Here is a 17,335-nt window from a genome sequence, read left to right on the forward strand (position 1 = left end):
GGAGAGAGAGAATGAAAAGACTGCTTGCCACCACCGCCGTCCTCATCGCCCTGGCCATCCCTGCCATGGCGCAGGACTATACGCCCGATCCCAACGCCCAAGCTGGCGGGTCGATCACCATCACGTACAAGGACGACGTCGCCACGCTCGACCCCGCCATCGGCTATGACTGGCAGAACTGGTCGATGATCAAGTCGCTGTTCGACGGGCTGATGGACTATGTGCCAGGCACCACGACGCTGCGCCCGGGCCTCGCTGAAAGCTACGAGATTGCCGAAGACGGCCTGACCTATACGTTCCATCTGCGCACGGGCGTGAAATTCCACAACGGGCGCGAGATGACGGCGGACGATGTGAAATATTCGCTCGACCGCGTCACCGATCCCGCCACCCAGTCGCCGGGCGCCGGGTTCTTCGGTTCCATCGCCGGGTTCGAGGCTGCCGGGTCGGGTGGCCTGTCGGGCGTGGAGGTCGTCGATGCGGCGACGGTAAAGATCACGCTTTCCCGGCCCGATGCGACCTTCCTGCATGTCATGGCGCTGAACTTTGCCAGCATCGTGCCGAAGGAAGCGGTCGATGAGGCAGGGGCCGATTTCGGCAAGAAGCCGGTCGGCACCGGCGCCTTCAAGCTGGCGGAATGGACGCTTGGCCAGAGGCTCGTCTTCGAGAAGAACGCCGATTACTGGCGGGCTGGCGTGCCCTATCTGGATTCCGTCGTTTTCGAGGTCGGGCAGGAGCCGGTCGTGGCGCTGCTGCGCCTTCAGAATGGCGAGGTCGACGTGCCCGGCGACGGCATCCCGCCCGCGAAGTTCCAGGAGGTGATGGCCGACCCGGCGCAGGCCGCGCGTGTCGTGCAGGGCGGGCAGCTTCACACCGGCTATGTCACGATGAACGTCAATACCCCGCCCTTTGACAAGGTCGAGGTCAGGAAGGCCGTCAACATGGCGATCAACAAGGACCGGATCGTCCAGATCATCAACGGCCGTGCTGTGCCCGCGACCCAGCCCCTGCCGCCGTCGATGCCGGGCTACACCGAGGGCTACGCAGGTTATCCGTTCGACGTCGAGGGCGCGAAACAACTGATGGCTGACGCGGGCCTTGCCGACGGCGTCGATACCGAACTTTACGTGATGAACACCGACCCGAACCCGCGCATCGCCCAGGCGATCCAGCAGGATCTGGCGGCGATTGGCATCCGCGCGGAAATCAAGTCGCTCGCCCAGGCCAATGTGATCGAGGCAGGCGGCGCAGGCACAGCGCCGATGATCTGGTCGGGTGGCATGGCCTGGATCGCCGACTTCCCCGATCCGTCGAACTTCTACGGTCCTATCCTCGGCTGCGCGGGCGCAGGCGAGGGCGGCTGGAACTGGTCGAAGTTCTGCGATGAGGGGCTCGACAAGATGGCGGTCGACGCCGACAGCCTGTCCGATCCTGCCAAGTCCGCCGACCGGCTGAATCTCTGGTCCGACACTTACATGGGCGTGATGGAGCAGGCGCCCTGGGCGCCGGTCTTCAACGAGGAACGCTATACGATGAAGTCCGAACGGATGGGCGGCGAGGATGCGCTTTACGTCGATCCGGTCTCGATCCCGGTCAACTACGACTATGTCTGGGTGAAACAGTAAGATGTGTAAAGACTGCAATTATACGATCCACGGTGCGCAGCACCATTTCGGCTGGGACAATTCCCTGCCCCCGGCGCTGCGCACTGATCCCGGATCAACGATTCAGTTCCACTGTCAGGATTCATCGGCGGGCCAGCTTGGCCCGTCGTCTACACTGCAAAGCGTGATCGACCTCGATTTCGGCAAGATCAATCCGGTCTCGGGGCCGATCTTCGTAGAAGGCGCGAAACCCGGCGATGCACTGAAAGTGACGATCGAGGGCTTCAGCCCCCGCCAGTTCGACGGCAAGGGCTTTGGCTGGACGGCGAATATCCCGGGCTTCGGCCTTTTGGCCGATCAGTTCACCGACCCGGCGCTGAACATCTGGACCTATGATCCGACGAGCCTTGCCCCGGCGCTTTGGGGCAGGGAGGCGCGCGTGCCGCTGAAACCCTTTGCGGGGACGATAGGCAACGCGCCTGCCGAGAAGGGCCTGCATTCCGTCGTGCCGCCCCGGCGCGTGGGCGGCAATCTCGACATCCGCGATCTGGCGGCGGGCACCACGCTTTACCTGCCGGTCGAGGTGGAGGGCGCTTTGTTCAGCGTGGGCGACACCCATGCTGCGCAGGGCGACGGTGAGGTCTGCGGCACGGCCATCGAAAGCCCGATGGATGTGGTGCTGACCCTCGATCTGGTGAAGGGTGCGAACCTCAAGACCCCGCGCTTCACAACGCCGGGGCCGGTGACGCGCCATCTCGACGCCAAGGGATACGAGGCGACGACCGGCATCGGGCCAGACCTTATGACGGCGGCGCGGGATGCGGTTGCGAATATGATCGACCTTCTCGCCGCACAACGCGGGATTTCGGCCGTCGATGCCTACATGCTCTGTTCGGTCTGCGGCGATCTACGCATATCCGAAATCGTCGACATGCCGAACTGGGTCGTCAGCTTCTACTTCCCGCGCGCCGTCTTCGAATGACGGTAGACGCCCGACCGCTGTCCGGGGCCGACAAGGCCCCGGGCACTGCCGCCCCCGTGCTAACGGTGGAGGGGCTGACCGTCTCGGTCCGCACCGAGGGCGGCTTGCGGCCGCTTGTCCGCGATCTGTCCTTCACGCTCGCCCGTGGCGAGGTGCTGGCCATCGCCGGGGAAAGCGGATCGGGAAAGTCGATCACCTCGCTTGCGATCATGGGGCTTCTGCCGCCGCCTGCGGTCAGGGTCACGGCGGGCCACATCCGCCTTGGCTCTACCGACCTGACGGCGCTGCCCGAAGCCGCGATGCGGGCGGTGCGTGGCGACCGGATCGCGATGATCTTTCAGGAACCGATGACGAGCCTCAATCCGGTGATGACGGTGGGCGCGCAGCTGATCGAGGCGATCCGCACCCATGAACCCGTTGGCCGTGCCGATGCGCGCAGGCGGGCGGTCGAGGCGCTTGGCGCGGTGCGTCTGTCGGAACCCGTACGGCGGATGGGCCAGTATCCGCATGAACTGTCAGGTGGCATGCGGCAACGGGTGATGATTGCGATGGCGCTGGCGCTGCGCCCCGAGGTGCTGATCGCCGATGAGCCGACAACAGCGCTTGACGTGACGGTCCAGCGCGAGGTGCTGGACCTACTCCGCGACCTGCAGCGAGAGACCGGCACCGCAATCATCCTCATCACCCACGATATGGGCGTGGTGGCGGAAATGGCCGACCGGGTGATCGTGATGAAGGATGGCGCGATGGTCGAGACTGCGCCGACGCGCGACCTGTTCCGCACGCCCGGCGCCCCCTACACCCGCGCGCTTCTGGCGGCAGTGCCGCGCATGGGCGCCGGTGCGGTACGGGGCGAGATGCCTGTCGTTGAAACTGTTGCCGCGCTCAGCGACGTCGTGGTGCGCTTCCCGCTGAGGGGCGGGCTATTTGGCCGTGTCACCCGCAATGTCCATGCCGTGGAACATGTCGGGCTGGAGATAAGGCGCGGCGAGACATTGGCGCTTGTTGGCGAATCCGGTTGCGGAAAGTCCACCATCGCGCGGGCTATCGTCGGGCTTGTTCCGCATGAAGGCGCCATCAACGTCGCCGGCAAGGAACTGCGCCAGCTCGACCCCGCCGGGCGCCGCGCGCTCTGCCGCGATGTGCAGATGGTGTTTCAGGATCCGATGGCGGCACTCGACCCGCGCATGCGGGTGGGCGACTTGATCGCCGAGCCGCTCTTGATCCACGGGATCGGCAGCGCGGCCGACCGTCGCGACCGCGCCGCGGAGTTGCTGGCGCGCGTCGGTCTCGAAAAGGACCATGCCGCCCGCTATCCGCACGAATTTTCCGGCGGCCAGCGCCAGCGCATCTGCATCGCGCGGGCGCTGGCGCTGAACCCCCGCCTGATCATCGCCGACGAAAGCGTCTCGGCGCTCGATGTCAGCGTACAGGCGCGCGTGCTGACCCTTTTGCGCGACTTGCAGGAGGAGCTGGGGCTGTCTTACCTGTTCATCAGCCATGACATGGCGGTGGTCGAGAATATCTCGGACCGCGTCGCGGTGATGTATCTCGGCCAGATCGTCGAGATGGGCAGCCGTGCACAAATTTTCGGCAATCCGCAGCACCCCTATACATGCCGCCTGATCGAGGCGGTGCCAGTGCCGGACCCAGAGCACCGCCGCCCGCCGGGCGTCCGGTTGACCGGAGAGATTCCGACGCCGGTTCACTCGGTCGGCGCGGGGCCGGAAAGGGTCCGGCTGACGGATGTGGGTGGCGGCCATCTGGTCGCGGCGCACTGAGGCCGCGCGCCGGTCAGCGCAGCCAGCGTTCGGCGAGCGGGGCGAGCAGGATAACCAGGATGATCCGCAACAGATGGTGGCTGACGACATAGGCCAGATCGGCGCCCGCCACGATGGCGATCACCACCATTTCCGCCTGTCCGCCGGGCAGGAAGGCGAGGAACGCCTCGCGCGCCGGTGCGATGCCTGCGCGATGTATCCCCTCGATCAGCGCGAGCGACAGGCAGCCGAGCAGCAGCGCGTGCAGAAGGCCCGCCCCGACGATCCGTTTAAGCTCGGCCAGCGTTATGCCGGAATATTTCGACCCGACGGCGATGGCGATGAAGAATTGCGCTGCCCAGATGATCTCGGCAGGTGGCCGCATGGTGATGAGGCCCGCGACCGACAGGATTGCGGTCAGGATCAGCGGGCCGAGAATCGAGGCGCCGAAAAGACTCGCGCGTTCGGCAATCTTCCAGCCGAGGAAGCCCGCCGCGACCATCAGGGCGATCTGCAAGGGCGGCACGTCTGCTGCGGGCAGGCCCGGCGGTCGGGTCAGATCGACCGACCAGACATGGGTCATGATGAGGGGTGCGAGCGTCACGATGAAGAGAACGCGGGTGGCGTGGATCAGCGACAGGGCGCGCGGGTTGCCGCCCGCCTCTTCTCCGAAGATCAGCATGTCCTGCAGCCCGCCGGGCATAGCCGCGTAGAAGGCCGTGGCGTGGTCGAAGCCGAGGACCCGACGGAAGAGCGGATAGCCGAGCCCGCCGATGGCCAGAACAAATACGGGAACGAAGAGGAGCGAAAGGGCGAAATCGGGGATGTGGCCCAGTGTGGCTGGCTGGATCGACGATCCGACCGCGACGCCGAGGAAGGTGCGCATGAAGGTGCCGAGGATGCCCGCATCGCGCATGCGGACGCCTGACAGCGCTGCGATCAGGCAGGCAGCCAGCGGACCAAGCAAGAGGGGAAGCGGCAGATGCAGCGCCAGAAAGAGCACAGCCCCCGCCGCAGCGACGGCAAAAGTGGTCAGCCGGCCGCGGTCGAAATAGCTCACACCTCGATCTCTTCCAGAAGATGCGCCCATTGCGCGCCGTGCATGTCGCGGTCCTCGCGGCTACCCTGAACGACCGGGCGCGGCAGCGAGATCTTCACCACCGCCAGATCGGCGATGTCGAACCGTTTCAGCATCTGACGCGGGGTGGCGAACAGCCTTGCGACCTCGCCCGTGTCAAGCGCGGCGATGACCCGCGCGAAGCGCTCAGCGTCGCCACAGAAGATGTCCACCGTCAGCCAAAAGGGACCGGCGTTCTTGGAGCGGACCTTCAGGACCAGGTCACCAAGCCTCATGCGCCGACCTCCGCCACGAGGATACGGAAGGCCGCCATCGGATCATCAAGCATCATCACGTGGTTCAGCGCGAACTCATAAAAGGCGCCACGGTCGGTTGTCGCTGGTGAATAGGGGAAGGCGAAGGTCGGCAATTCCTCGTCCTCGGTCAGTGGATAGTGCAGGACGAACGGGTTGATGAGTTTGCCGATCTCGGCCGCCGTATCCTGCGTTGCGGCCGTGACGATCCCCAGAACGCCGATTTCCACCGGTCGGCCGGAACGGTTCTCGAGCGGCCCGAGCGCGCCGTCAGCGCCGATCAGCCGGAAGTCGAGCGCATAGTCGGCGGGCGACAGACCCATGCGGCCTGCAATTTCGCCCTGAAGGAATATCCCGAGCTTCTCGGTCCATTCGCGCGCTGCGGCGACATAACGGGGCGCACGCAGGATGGCGAGGATCGTCGTCTGGTAGCCCGCGATCCGTGCCCCTTCGAGCTTGACCGTATAGGCCCCCGGCACCCATTCCGACCCTTCTACCCGGACCCGCCGCGCGTCGAGCGCGCGGTACCGCGCGCCGGTCACGTCAAGATGCCCACCGGGCTCATAAAGTCGGAACGGGTCGGAGTTTTCATAAAGCATATGCGCCGAGACCGAATGCGGCGTGCAAAGCGCGTTTTCTGCCATCGCCTCGACCGTGAAACCTGTCTCGTCGAAATCGACCAGAATCACGCCAGAGGTCGGGTTCGTCGAACAGAGCGCGCCGCATTCGGCGATTTTGGCGCCGTGCCAGGCCGCACCCGGATGATCGCCGCGCGCAAGCGGCAGGGCGGCGATGGTCGCCGTGTCGGTCGTGCGGCCCGCGATGACGATATCGGCGCCGGTGGCGAGGGCCGCCTGAATCTGTTCGGCGCCCGCAAGGGCAACGATATTGGTCATGTCCGCAATCGCCGCCGCATCGACCGGCGGCGCGGGGTCGAGCGGGCGTAGCTGACCCGCCGTCAGCGCCTTGGTGATGCGGTCATTGGGCTGGCTGGAATAGAGCCGCGCCACACGGACCGTCTGACCCAGTTCCGCTGCCAGTTCTATGGTGATCGCGTACATCCAGTCGACCGTCGCATCGGTGCCGCAAGTGCCCGCCGTGCCGATCACCAAGGGAACGCCTGCCTCGGCCCGCGCCTGCATCAGATGCCGCCATTCGGCTTTGGTGGCGGCGCGGGAATATTTTGATACACCCGCGCCGAGGGAATAGGGTCCGCTGTCGGTCGAGCCCCCGTCGATGGCGATGATGTCGGGCCGGGCCGCCACGCCGCGCGCCAGCGCCACCCGGTCGAAGCCAAGGCCGAGAACCCCCGAGGGCACCAGAACGCGGGTTGCCATCTTTTCCTCAGTCGCTGTCGTAGCTGTCGGTCGCAGGCACCGGTGGCCGCTTCAGGACGCCGCGCAGGAACATCGGTGCCACGAAGCCAAGCGCCGCCGCAAGCCACAGTCCGACCGCGATCGGTGACGAGAAGAGGTAGGTCCAGTCTCCGTCCGACAGGACCATGGCACGGCGCAGATTATCCTCCATCGCATTGCCAAGAAGGATGCCAAGGATCACCGGCACCGTCGGAATGTCGAGCTTGCGGAAGACATAACCCATCACGCCGAACCCGATCATCATCAGCATGTCGAAGCTTGACCCGGTCAGCGAATAGATGCCCACGAAGGCGATCATCGTGACGCCGGGCAGAAGGATCGCACTCGGCACCGACAGGATATGGACGAAGATCTTCACCATCGGCACGTTCATCACCAGAAGCACGATGTTGGCGATCAGAAGCGCCGCGATCAGCCCCCAGACCACCTCGGGCCGGTCGGTGAAGAGAAGTGGGCCAGGGGTTATATTGAGCGTGAGGAGGAGAGCCAGCAGCACTGCCGTCGTGCCAGACCCCGGTACGCCGAGCGTCAGCATCGGCACCAGCGCGCCGCCTGCCGCCGCGTTGTTCCCGGCCTCGGGTGCCGCCACACCGCGCGGATTACCCTTGCCGAAACTCTCGGGGTCACGCGCGATGGCCTTTTCGCCCATATAGGCAAGGAAGGAGCCGAGCGAGGCGCCCGCGCCGGGCAGAACACCGGCGGCGAAGCCGATGACGGTGCCGCGCAGCATGGCCCAGCGGGTCGACCACATCTTCGCCCAGTTCACGGTGATCTTGCCCAGCTTAACACCGATAGCGCTGTCCTTGCCGTGGCTCTCGATGAAATGGAAAACCTCTGCCACCGCGAACAGGCCGACGATGGCGACGAGGAAGTCGATCCCGTCGTTCAGATGCAGGTTGCCGAAGGTGAAACGGGTCATGCCGGTCGTCTTGTCGAGCCCGATCATCGCGATGCCCAGGCCGATGGCGGCGGCCATCGCCGATTTGGCCTGATTGTTCGCGCCGATGCCGCCCAGCGTGCAGAAGGCGAGCATGTAAAGTGCGAAATACTCCGCCGGGCCGAATTTGAAGGCGACCTGGGCCAGAAGCGGCGCCATCAGCATGAGCGCGATGGTTGCAAGGAACGCACCGACAAAGGAGGCGACGCCCGAAATCACCAAAGCGTCCGAGGCGAAGCCCTGCTTGGCCATCGGATAGCCGTCGAGTGTCGTCATCACCGCCGGTTCGTCCCCAGGGATGTTCAGCAGGATCGACGAGATGCGTCCGCCATACATCGCGCCGTAATAGACCGAAGTCAGCAGGACGAGTGCCGAGATCGCATCGAGCCCCATCGAAAAGGAAATCGGGATGAGAAGCGCCACGCCGTTCGACGGGCCAAGGCCCGGAAGCGCGCCGATGATCGTGCCGACGAAGGCGCCGATCACTGCAAGCATCAACGTCCAGGGCGTCAGCGCGATGGAAAAGCCAAGCGCGAGATTTGATAGAATGTCCATGCGGGCGCTCCTAACCCATCAGGAACCGCGGCAGGCCGTGAAGGCCGAGACCGAGAACCGTCTTGAAGAGAATGTACAGCCCGATCCCGAGCCCCGCGCCCGCAATCGCGGCCTGCGCCGGACGGCGGCTGATCTGCCAGGACAGGAAGCCCGAGGCGAGCATCGTGGGCAGGATGAAGCCCAGGGGCTTGATCGTCAGTGCGTAAAGCACAAGCGCAAGAAGCGCGGCGCCGAGCGTCATCACCATCGCCGGACCCGGCCAGTCGACGTCCGGATCGGGGCGCAGCACCATCACGAGTGCGCAGATCATCACCAGTGCGCCGATTATATAGGGAAAGACCCGTGGCCCTACTGGGTCCGACAGGAAGCTGGTCTCTACGGTTGAGGCGCTGAGGAGATACCCCAGCGCCACGACCATCATGACCAGACCGAAGATCCGGTCACCCTTCATCACTGGATGATCCCGATCTCTTTCGAGATGTTGGTGATCTCGGCGATATTCTCGCCCACGAAGGTCTCGAAATCGGCACCCGTGAGAGTGTAGGGCGCAAGACCGTTCTCGGTCATGACCTGCTTCCACTGGTCCGAGGCCGCGACCTTGTTCAGCGCATCGACCCACTTGTTGTAGTCGTCATCCGAGATGCCCTTCGGCACATAGAGACCGCGCCAGTTCATCGCGACGAGGTCGACGCCCTGTTCCTTGGCGGTCGGGATGTCGTCAAAGCCCGCGACACGTGCATCCGACAGGACCGCAAGTGCGCGCACATCGCCGGATTTCAGGAAGCCGCCGACTTCGGACAGGTCGCCGGTCATGGCCTGGGTGAAGCCACCCACCGTCTGGGTGATCGCGTCGGCGCCGCCGTCAAGGCCGATGTACTTGACCGATTTCGCATCGCTGAAGCCTGCGCGGTTCATAAGCATCAGGACTTTGAGATGGTCGAAGCCGCCCACGGCCGAGCCGCCTGCGAAGGAAACGGCGGCCGGATCGGCTTTCACTGCCTCAATAAGGTCGTTGATCGACTGATAGGGGCTGTCCTTGGCCACGACGATCACGCCCGGATCGCCGCCGATCGCGCCGACCCAGCGCACCTGATCGGCGGTCGCGCCCGCATAGGCATTCTGGGCAAGCCGGGTGGTGGTGGCCGACGAAGCCGCGACGATCAGGTCGGCATCCTCGTTCCGGTCGGCGACAACCGCCGAATAGGCGACACCGCCGCCGGCACCGGCCATGTTGGTCACCTGCACGAGGTTCGGCGTCACACCGATTTCCTGCAGGATACGGCCGATCTGGCGGCAGGTGAAATCCCAGCCGCCGCCAGGGTTCGCGGGCGCGATACATTCGGTGGCCGAAGCCGCGCCAGCGGCCGAGAAGGCAGCGACAGCGGATAGCGCCAGCGCCTTGAAAGTCGTTTTCATCTGTTCCTCCCATGGTTCAGTCGCGCCCCGGAGGGCGAGACCGCCCGGGGATTGCGAGGGGCAGTCAAACCTGAAAAGCTGACATGAACCTGTCACGGGCCATGTTCGTAGACGGTTCATCGCGAAGGGGAGGGCGATGCGGTTCCTTCTGGTGGAGGATAATGCCGAACTTGCGGCGTCCGTTGCCGCACGGCTGAAGCTTGACGGCCATGCCGTCGACAGCGCCGCCACGCTCGACGAGGCGGAGGCCTGTCTCGGCGTTGCCGGTTACGATCTCATCCTTCTTGACATGATGCTGCCCGATGGCGACGGGCGCGATTTTCTGGCGCGCCATCGCAAGGCCAGCCGCGAAACGCCGGTGATCGTCATGACCGCGCGGTCTGCCGTCACCGACCGGATCGATGCGCTTGATACCGGGGCGGATGATTATGTGACGAAGCCCTTCGATTTCGCCGAGCTTGAGGCGCGCTGCCGGGCGGTCCTCAGGCGACGCGGCGGTGGGGCGCAGACGCTTAGGACCTATGGCGATCTGACTTTCGATCCGCTCGCAGCAACTCTTGCGGTGGGCGAGGAACGGCGGGAACTCCGTTCGCGCGAGGTGCGGCTTTTCGAACTCTTTCTCAATGCGCCGGAACGGATCCTGTCGAAGGAACATCTGTGTGACCGCCTGTTCTCCTTTTCCGAGCCGGTCAGCGACAATGCGATCGAGGTCTATGTCGGGCGCCTGCGCAAGAAGCTTGCGGGCAGCCGTGCGCGGATCGAAACCGTGCGCGGGCTCGGCTACCGCCTGACGGGCGGCTAGGATGGCCCTGGCGCCGAACCCACAGACAGGATCGCCGGTTTCTCTGAGGCGGCGATTGCTTCTCCAGCTGCTCTTGCTTGCCGCCTGCCTGTCGGTCGGGCTTTACGCCGCCGTCCGGCTCGGGGCGGACCGCGCGTCGGAGGCGACATTCGACGCCGTCCTCGGCGCCGCCGCCGGAAGTCTCGCCGAAGAGGTGCGGGTCGCCGAAGGCGGCATTACCGTTGATCTGCCGCCCGCAACCTTCTCGATGCTGTCGGCGATGGGTGAGGAGCGCATCTTCTACCGTGTCGATGTCGACGGGGCGCCGGTGACGGGTTATGCCGATCTGCCTCTGCCCGAACAGCTGCCGACCGCACTAGCGCCGAGTTTCTACGATGCAAACTATCGAGATACCGATGTCAGGATCGCGGCCATCCTGCGCAGTATCAGGATCGATGGGCGCGCGGCGCCGCTTCTGGTGCTGCTTGCCGAGACACGACAGGGCCAGGGGGCGATTGCGGCGCGGCTAGGCAATCGGGCGGCTGTTCTGGGGCTTGCGATCTTCCTCGCGGCCATTCCCTTCTCGCTTTATTTCGCGCGCAGTTTCCTCAGCCCGATCGACCGTCTGGCCGAGGCAGTCGGGCGGCGCGGTGCACGCGACCTGCGCCCGCTGCGCCATCCGGCGCCGAGCGAACTGCAACCTTTCGTCACCGCGCTTAACAGCTTCATCGCCCGCCTGCGCGGCACGCTCAGCCAGACCGAAACCTTTCTGGCCGAGGCCGCACACCATATCCGCACGCCGCTGACGGTGATGCGGAACGAGGCGGAACTGGCGCTTCGGCAGTCGGGCGAGGAGGAAACCCGTGCCCGGCTGCGCGGCCTGATCCGAGCAGCGGACGAATCGGCGCGCTCGGCAAGCCAGCTTCTGGATCACGCGACCGTCCTTTATCGCGCCGAACAGGCCGACTGGGCCGAGATGGATCTGGCGAAACTTGTCCGCGATTTGGTGGAACGGTTCCGCCCGGCGGCAGAGATGCGGGATATTTCGGTTCGGCTGGAGGTCCGTGGCACGCTGCCCACGCGGGCCGATCCGGTGCTGGTCGAGGCGGCGCTGAGGAATATCATCGACAATGCCGTCAAATATTCCGCCCCCGACGGGCTCGTCGAGGTGATGGCCGAAGCGGTGGCGGGCGAGGCGCGCGTAACGGTGATGGACCGGGGGCGGGGTCTTGCGGGGGTTGTGGATCAGGGGTTGAAGCGCCGCTTCCGGCGTGGCGCCAATGTAAGCGACGTGCCGGGATCGGGACTTGGCCTGACCATCGTCGAAGAGGCCGCACAGGCGATGGGCGGAAGCTTCGCCATCGGCCCGCGAGAGGGAGGGGGAACATGCGCGGTCTTTTCGCTGCCGCTTCTGTAAGGCTGGTCTGCGGCGTCCTTTGGCTCGCGCTCGCCGCGGCGGGTGCGCGCGGGTTCGAAACCGAAGCGATGCAGGATTTCGGAACAGGCCCGCAGCGCATCGACGTCCTGTCCACCACCGACATCGCCTATATGCAGCCGGTGATCGACGCCTATCTGGTGCGCCACCCTGATGTGACCTTGCACTACGTGGTCGCCTCCAGCCAGGAGGTCTACCGCGCCGTCGCCGAGGAGGAGGCGCCTTTCGATCTGGTGATCTCCTCGGCAATGGACTTGCAGATGAAGATCGCCAATGACGGGCTGGCGCGCCCACTTCCGGCCGCGCTTATGTCGGGCCAGCCGGGCTGGGCGCGCTGGCGCGACCTTCTGGTCGCGGTGACGCAGGAGCCTGTGGTGCTGCTTCTTGGCCGCGATGCCCTGCCACCCGGCACGCCTGCACCCACAACGCGGCGCGAGTTGATCGACCTTCTGCGCGACCATCCCGACCGGTTCCGGGGTAAGGTCGCGACCTACGATCCGGCGGTTTCCGGCGCGGGCTATCTGTTTGCGGCCCAGGATGCGCGACTGTCCGATGCGTTCTGGCGTCTCGCGGAAGTGATGGGGCGCCTCGACGCGAAGCTCTACTGCTGTTCTGCCGGGATGATCGGCGACATTGCCGAGGGGCGGATGCTGCTTGGCTACAACGTCCTTGGCTCCTACGCGCCCGGAAACGACGCCGACGGGCTCAGGATCGTCGAACTTCAGGATTATACGCTCACGCTTCTGCGCACGGCGCTTGTGCCTGAGCGCGCCCGCGCGCCCGAGGCCGGGGCGGAGTTTCTGGCCTTCCTTCTGTCCGCCGAGGGGCAGGCGCTTGTTGCCGAGGGCGCGGGCCTGCCCGCGCTCGACGCCGACGCTTTCGACCGCAACCCGCATCTGCGCCCGATCCGGCTGGACCCCGGCCTTCTCGCCAACCTCGACCAAATCACTCGGCGGCGCTTTCTGGAGGAATGGCGCGCGGCCCTCATTCAGCCTTGAGGCGGGCATGTGCGACCCCCGGGCGCGGTTGCCGCGGCTTGCAAACTGTGGCAAGACTGAGTAAAGCCAAACTAAACCATTGAGTTCAGAAATGACCGATTACGCCGCCGCCCGCACGATGATGGTCGACACGCAGGTCCGCCCCAATGACGTGACCAAGTTTCCGATCATCGAAGCGATGCTGTCGGTGCCGCGCGAGGCGTTCGTGCCCGAGGCGGCCAAGGGCGCGGCCTATCTTGGCGACAATATCGCGCTGCACCCCGGCCGGGTGATGCTGGAACCCCGGACGCTTGCCAAGATGCTAGATGCGCTTGATGTCGGGCCGGGCGACAAGGTGCTGATCGTCGGTGCAGGGCTTGGATATTCGGCTGCCTTACTGGCGCGGATGGCGGGCGTGGTCGTGGCGCTTGAGGCGGACGCCGACCTCGCAGCAGCGGCGCGCGAACGTCTGGAGGCGCTTGGTGCCGCGAACGTGACGGTGCGCGACGGCGCGCTGTCCGATGGCGCGAAGGCCGATGGCCCGTTCGACCGCATCCTCGTGGAAGGTGCGATCGAGGCATTGCCCGAGGCGCTCGCTGCACAGCTGAGCGAGGGCGGCCGCATCGGCGCGATCTTCATGGACGGCGCGCTTGGCACCGCGCGGATCGGCCACAGGATCGATGGCGCGATCAGCTGGCGCTTTGCATTCAACGGCGCGGCCCCGGTTCTGCCGGGCTTCGCCGCGAAACGGGAATTCAGCCTCTGAGCCTCGCCCGCCTTCCGCGGACGACTGGCCGGTCAGGCGACAATAGCCCGGGTCCGAACCCGGCGGCAGGAGGCAAGAGAATGACAGGTCATGTGGCGCGCACGCTGAGGGCTCTCGCGACCGGATCGGCCATGCTCGCGCTTCTATCCGGGCAAGTTCAGTCGGAAACTTTGGGCGACGCGCTGATCTCGGCCTACCGGAATTCGAACCTGCTCGACCAGAATCAGGCTGTTTTGCGCGCCGCCGACGAAGATGTGGCGGCGGCGGTCGCGACGCTGAGGCCCGTGATCAGCTATATTTTTAAGGGCACCTACAGCGAAGGGCGCAGCCCGCTCTTCGGCACCGGGGTGAACAGCCGCAGCGCCGAGCACATCATCAGCCTCGACTGGACGCTTTACGATTTCGGCCGCTCGGGGCTCGGGATCGACATTGCCAAGGAAACCGTCCTGTCCACCCGGCAGGCGCTCTTGCAGGTCGAACAGGGCGTACTGCTGGATGCCGTCCGCGCCTACATGGATGTGCGTCGTGCCACCCAGGCGGTCGAGATCAATCGCACCTCCGTCAATGTGATTTCCGAACAGCTGCGCGCCGCGCAGGATCGGTTCGAAGTGGGACAGATCACCCGCACCGACGTGGCGCTTGCCGAGGCGCGTCTTGCGGCGGCGCGCGCCGGCCTTGCCGCCGCCGAAGGTGATCTGAAAGTGGCGCGCGCGGCCTATACCGCCGCTGTCGGCCATGAAAGCGACGGGCGGACCAGCCTGCCCGGCACGCCCGCCTTCCCCAAGACGCTTGCCGAAGCGCAGGCGCTGGCGCAGAAGCTGCATCCGGCAATCCTCAGGGCTCAGCATCAGGCCAAGGTCGCGGATCTGCAGTTCGAACTGGCGCGCGCCCAGCATTTCCCGACAATCGAGGCAGGCGCGCAGGCGCTACGCGACGACGATGGGGATACGTCGGGCCAAGCGACCCTGCAGCTTGTCCAGCCGCTGTTCACCGGCGGCAAGATCGCGTCGGCGGAACGCAAGGCCATCGCCGGTCGCGACGCTGCGCGCGCAGCGCTGACCCAGACGGCTGTCGAAGTGGCGGAGCAAGTGGCCAACACCTGGTCGGCAATCGAAGTGGCGCGCGCCCAGATCGGAGCGATCGACCTGCAGATCGAGGCGGCGCAATCGGCCTATGACGGCACGAAGGAAGAAGCAGCGCTGGGCGCCCGGACGACGCTCGATGTCCTTGATGCCGAACGCGAGCTTCTGTCCGCCAAATCCGACCGCACCACGGCCGAGGCCAATCTTCAGGTAGCATTTTATTCACTTCTCGCCTCTATGGGTCTTCTGACGGCGGAAAACCTGAAACTCGGGATCCCGGTCTATGACCCAGAGGCCTATTACAACGTGGTCAAGAAGGCGCCCCTGTCGGCGCAGGGGGCCAAGCTCGACCGTGTCCTCAAGGCCATCGGCAAGAACTGATTGTTACGGAAGTCTCATTTTTGATGTGACGTTCGGCCGCCGGTCTGCTGTTATTGTGGCAAGGCAGGAGCGGTTGAGATGAGTACATCACCGGCGAATATGGAAATCAACGACGTCCTTTCCTCGATCCGACGGCTGGTGGCCGAGCGTCGGCATGTGGCGCCCGAAGAGCCTGCGCAGGCCGAGAGTGGGGCTGTTGCGCTTACTTCCGTTGCCCCACCTGTTACCGCGCCCGCTGCGCCGGCCGAGAGCGCCGACAGCCGCCTGGTGCTGACCGCTGCCCACCGGATCCCGACCGAGGATACTGCGCCTTCAGGCGCGTCCGGGACCGCCGCCGAATGGGAGGCCGATATCGCCGCGGAGGTCGAGGAGACACCGCTCTTACTCGACCTGCCGCCGGAGGTCGCGGCGGAGCCGCTGCTGGCGGAGGCCGCGTCGCTGGAAGAGACCATCGCCGAACTGGAAGCCGCCGTCGCGGACATTGATGAGCCGTTCGAACCCGATCTCGGCGATGCCGAGGCGCTGGAGGATGCCGACTGGGCGGCCGACGTCGCCGACCCCTCGCCAGAGACTGAAAGCTGGGCGGGAGAAGAGCCCGCACGGCAAAAGCCGTCAGGTTTCCACGGAATCATGGCCGGTTTCGAAATGTCGGCGCCTGAAGACCGGCTCGATGCGCCGATCATCGGCGATATTGCGATGCCGCTCATGCGGCGGGGCGACAGCTGGCGTGTCTCGCTCTCGCCCTCGGTCCCGGAGAGCGAACTGTCCGCGAGCATGCCTGCCGATGCCGCCGGCGCAGTGGCGGTGCCCGAGGATCGTACGGAAGACCTGTCCGACGCACTCCTCGACGCGAATGCCGGGCCGGAGGATCAGGAAGCCCTTGAATTTGAGGCCCTTGAATTTGACGAGGTGTCAGCAACGCAGGAAACCGATCTGCCCTGGCGCGCCGACGGTCGGCTGCACCTTTCGCTGACGGCGGAGGCACTGCCGGATGTCGCAGGCGATGCGGCCGACGATGGAGACGACAGCCTTGTTGCGGATGAACCTGTTGACCTTGCCGCGTCGTCGCCCGATCGAGATGCCGCCATCGACGCCGTCGCCCTGCCGGACGGCATGTTGCGCGGCCTGATCGCCGATGTCCTGCGCGAGGAACTGCAGGGCGAGCTTGGCGCGCGCCTTGTCGGCCGGATCGAAGCTGCCATCGCCGAGGCCCTGCAGAAGCGAGGGTAAGGACGGCCGCCCTAGCGGGCCCTTGCCAGTATGCGGCGGGCGTCGCACTCTGCCGCCACCATGAACACGCCCGCTCATCTTCTTTTCGGTGCCGCACTCTTTGCCCGTCCGTCCCGTCCGGGGACAACCGTCGCGGCGGTTCTTGGCTCACTCGTGCCCGACCTGTCGCTTTATTTCATGGCCACGGTCTCGATCTGGCTCATGGGCATCCCGGCGGAAAGGGTTTTTCGCGAACTCTATTTCTCGGCCGAATGGCAAGCGGTGTTCGCCGTCGATAACAGCATTCCGCTCTGGGGCCTGCTGCTGGCGATTGCCCTCTGGCGCAAGCGCCCGGCGCTGACCGCCTTCGCGGCAGCGGGGCTTTTGCATTTGGTCTGCGATCTGGTTCTGCATAACGAAGACGCGCGTCGCCATTTCTGGCCCCTGTCGGACTGGATCTTCCGCAGCCCGCTCAGCTACTGGGACCCGCGTCACCATGGCCAGATCGTCGCGCCGGTCGAGATGGCCTTCGCGATCCTCTGGGCCGCGATCCTCTGGCGGCGCTTCACCGGCTGGCAGGCGCGGACGTTCTTCGGCGCGCTGCTCGCGCTCGAGCTCACACCGCACCTGATGTTCCACTATCTGCTTTGACCCGGATACGAAAACGCGCGCCCAGAGGCGCGCGCTGTGTAACCGGACTGCC

The 17,335-nt window shown here is 65.5% G+C and carries 16 protein-coding genes; 10 read left to right on the forward strand and 6 right to left on the reverse strand.

Annotated features, from left to right (window positions below):
- Positions 1-11 precede the first annotated feature (11 nt).
- From OU426_RS15200 to OU426_RS15210, 3 genes are read left to right on the forward strand one after another with little or no spacing between them, the layout of a single operon-like run.
- A complete protein-coding gene (locus OU426_RS15200; RefSeq protein WP_267634898.1) occupies positions 12-1,625 on the forward strand; it encodes an ABC transporter substrate-binding protein in 1,614 nt (537 codons plus the stop codon).
- Position 1,626: 1 nt separating this feature from the next.
- Positions 1,627-2,586: an acetamidase/formamidase family protein gene (locus tag OU426_RS15205; protein ID WP_267634899.1), complete on the forward strand. Its 960-nt coding sequence runs from the start codon at positions 1,627-1,629 to the stop codon at positions 2,584-2,586.
- Entirely contained in the window at positions 2,583-4,367 is a 1,785-nt protein-coding gene (locus OU426_RS15210; RefSeq protein ID WP_267634900.1) for an ABC transporter ATP-binding protein, read from the forward strand. Before OU426_RS15205 ends, OU426_RS15210 begins: the two co-directional genes overlap by 4 nt.
- A 13-nt stretch (positions 4,368-4,380) precedes the next feature.
- Here OU426_RS15210 and OU426_RS15215 read toward each other — a convergent pair whose 3' ends face one another.
- From OU426_RS15215 to OU426_RS15240, 6 genes are read right to left on the reverse strand one after another with little or no spacing between them, the layout of a single operon-like run.
- Positions 4,381-5,406 carry an AbrB family transcriptional regulator gene (locus OU426_RS15215; RefSeq protein WP_267634902.1) on the reverse strand — a complete coding sequence of 342 codons (1,026 nt, stop codon included), beginning with the start codon at positions 5,404-5,406 and terminating at the stop codon, positions 4,381-4,383.
- Positions 5,403-5,699 carry a DUF4387 family protein gene (locus tag OU426_RS15220; RefSeq protein ID WP_267634903.1) on the reverse strand — a complete coding sequence of 99 codons (297 nt, stop codon included), beginning with the start codon at positions 5,697-5,699 and terminating at the stop codon, positions 5,403-5,405. The genes OU426_RS15215 and OU426_RS15220 overlap by 4 nt, the downstream gene beginning before the upstream one ends.
- Entirely contained in the window at positions 5,696-7,054 is a 1,359-nt protein-coding gene (locus OU426_RS15225) for an acyclic terpene utilization AtuA family protein (protein WP_267634905.1), read from the reverse strand. Before OU426_RS15225 ends, OU426_RS15220 begins: the two co-directional genes overlap by 4 nt.
- Before the next feature lie 7 nt (positions 7,055-7,061).
- Complete coding sequence (locus OU426_RS15230) at positions 7,062-8,585, reverse strand: tripartite tricarboxylate transporter permease (RefSeq protein ID WP_267634906.1); 1,524 nt, start codon at positions 8,583-8,585, stop codon at positions 7,062-7,064.
- Positions 8,586-8,595: 10 nt separating this feature from the next.
- Positions 8,596-9,036: a tripartite tricarboxylate transporter TctB family protein gene (locus OU426_RS15235; RefSeq protein ID WP_267634951.1), complete on the reverse strand. Its 441-nt coding sequence runs from the start codon at positions 9,034-9,036 to the stop codon at positions 8,596-8,598.
- Positions 9,036-10,001, reverse strand: coding sequence for a Bug family tripartite tricarboxylate transporter substrate binding protein (locus OU426_RS15240; protein WP_267634907.1), 966 nt, complete (start codon positions 9,999-10,001; stop codon positions 9,036-9,038). Before OU426_RS15240 ends, OU426_RS15235 begins: the two co-directional genes overlap by 1 nt.
- Positions 10,002-10,137: 136 nt before the next feature.
- On the opposite strand from OU426_RS15240, the gene OU426_RS15245 reads away from it, so the two are divergent.
- The 7 genes from OU426_RS15245 (at position 10,138) to OU426_RS15275 (ending at position 17,283) form a co-directional block, all read left to right on the forward strand.
- Entirely contained in the window at positions 10,138-10,803 is a 666-nt protein-coding gene (locus OU426_RS15245) for a response regulator transcription factor (RefSeq protein WP_267634908.1), read from the forward strand.
- A gap of 55 nt (positions 10,804-10,858) precedes the next feature.
- Positions 10,859-12,199, forward strand: coding sequence for a sensor histidine kinase (locus OU426_RS15250; protein WP_267634909.1), 1,341 nt, complete (start codon positions 10,859-10,861; stop codon positions 12,197-12,199).
- The gene (locus OU426_RS15255) at positions 12,169-13,215 is read left to right on the forward strand and encodes an ABC transporter substrate-binding protein (RefSeq protein WP_267634911.1); all 1,047 of its coding nucleotides are present in this window, start codon (positions 12,169-12,171) and stop codon (positions 13,213-13,215) included. The genes OU426_RS15250 and OU426_RS15255 overlap by 31 nt, the downstream gene beginning before the upstream one ends.
- Positions 13,216-13,306: 91 nt before the next feature.
- Complete coding sequence (locus OU426_RS15260) at positions 13,307-13,960, forward strand: protein-L-isoaspartate O-methyltransferase family protein (protein ID WP_267634912.1); 654 nt, start codon at positions 13,307-13,309, stop codon at positions 13,958-13,960.
- 80 nt (positions 13,961-14,040) lie between these two features.
- A complete protein-coding gene (locus OU426_RS15265) occupies positions 14,041-15,423 on the forward strand; it encodes a TolC family outer membrane protein (protein ID WP_267634913.1) in 1,383 nt (460 codons plus the stop codon).
- 78 nt (positions 15,424-15,501) lie between these two features.
- Complete coding sequence (locus OU426_RS15270; RefSeq protein WP_267634914.1) at positions 15,502-16,653, forward strand: hypothetical protein; 1,152 nt, start codon at positions 15,502-15,504, stop codon at positions 16,651-16,653.
- A gap of 60 nt (positions 16,654-16,713) precedes the next feature.
- Positions 16,714-17,283, forward strand: a complete 570-nt coding sequence (locus OU426_RS15275) for a cobalamin biosynthesis protein CobQ (RefSeq protein ID WP_267634915.1) — start codon at positions 16,714-16,716, stop codon at positions 17,281-17,283.
- Positions 17,284-17,335: the final 52 nt, after the last annotated feature.

This window comes from Frigidibacter sp. RF13 (assembly GCF_026626305.1).
Lineage (GTDB): Bacteria > Pseudomonadota > Alphaproteobacteria > Rhodobacterales > Rhodobacteraceae > TMP-24.

Coding starts and splice junctions, on each gene's coding strand:
- OU426_RS15200 (WP_267634898.1), top strand. CDS start 12: ATGAAAAGACTGCTTGCCACCACCGCCGTCCTCATCGCCCTGGCCATC.
- OU426_RS15205 (WP_267634899.1), top strand. CDS start 1,627: ATGTGTAAAGACTGCAATTATACGATCCACGGTGCGCAGCACCATTTC.
- OU426_RS15210 (WP_267634900.1), top strand. CDS start 2,583: ATGACGGTAGACGCCCGACCGCTGTCCGGGGCCGACAAGGCCCCGGGC.
- OU426_RS15220 (WP_267634903.1), bottom strand. CDS start 5,699: ATGAGGCTTGGTGACCTGGTCCTGAAGGTCCGCTCCAAGAACGCCGGT.
- OU426_RS15225 (WP_267634905.1), bottom strand. CDS start 7,054: ATGGCAACCCGCGTTCTGGTGCCCTCGGGGGTTCTCGGCCTTGGCTTC.
- OU426_RS15230 (WP_267634906.1), bottom strand. CDS start 8,585: ATGGACATTCTATCAAATCTCGCGCTTGGCTTTTCCATCGCGCTGACG.
- OU426_RS15235 (WP_267634951.1), bottom strand. CDS start 9,036: ATGAAGGGTGACCGGATCTTCGGTCTGGTCATGATGGTCGTGGCGCTG.
- OU426_RS15240 (WP_267634907.1), bottom strand. CDS start 10,001: ATGAAAACGACTTTCAAGGCGCTGGCGCTATCCGCTGTCGCTGCCTTC.
- OU426_RS15245 (WP_267634908.1), top strand. CDS start 10,138: ATGCGGTTCCTTCTGGTGGAGGATAATGCCGAACTTGCGGCGTCCGTT.
- OU426_RS15255 (WP_267634911.1), top strand. CDS start 12,169: ATGCGCGGTCTTTTCGCTGCCGCTTCTGTAAGGCTGGTCTGCGGCGTC.
- OU426_RS15260 (WP_267634912.1), top strand. CDS start 13,307: ATGACCGATTACGCCGCCGCCCGCACGATGATGGTCGACACGCAGGTC.
- OU426_RS15265 (WP_267634913.1), top strand. CDS start 14,041: ATGACAGGTCATGTGGCGCGCACGCTGAGGGCTCTCGCGACCGGATCG.
- OU426_RS15270 (WP_267634914.1), top strand. CDS start 15,502: ATGAGTACATCACCGGCGAATATGGAAATCAACGACGTCCTTTCCTCG.
- OU426_RS15275 (WP_267634915.1), top strand. CDS start 16,714: ATGAACACGCCCGCTCATCTTCTTTTCGGTGCCGCACTCTTTGCCCGT.